The organism is Acidovorax sp. FJL06, from assembly GCF_003852545.1.
Classification (GTDB): domain Bacteria; phylum Pseudomonadota; class Gammaproteobacteria; order Burkholderiales; family Burkholderiaceae_C; genus Acidovorax.
Map to the genome: position 1 here is coordinate 1 of NZ_QAJR01000110.1, position 323 is coordinate 323.

At 77.4% G+C, this 323-nt stretch carries 1 protein-coding gene; it reads right to left on the reverse strand.

Annotated elements, in window-relative coordinates; translation table 11 throughout:
• On the reverse strand, positions 1-323 hold a 323-nt coding region (locus DBV10_RS22720), incomplete at both ends, for an N-acetylmuramoyl-L-alanine amidase (RefSeq protein WP_148090356.1).

The window sequence follows — 323 nt, forward strand, 5'->3', positions numbered from 1 at the left end:
GCATGGGGTTGCCGCCCACGGTGGTGGCATTGATGCGGTCGCGCAGCAGGTGGGCCACGCGCAGCACCACGTCCTTCTCGCGGGTGCCTGCGGGGCCGATGGCGCCGGGGTCTTCGCCGCCGTGGCCCGGGTCCAGCGCCACGATGATGATGCGGTCGGTTTCGGTGGCCGTGGCGCGATTGCCGGGGCGTGCCGGGGCAGGGGGGGCGGTTGGCGGCGGCGCTGGCGCGGGGGCCGTGGCCACCACGGGCGGTGCGGGGGGCGCGTTGGGTGTGTGCGCCGGGCCCGTGGCCCGCTGAGCGATCAGGTCGCCCAGCGGGTCG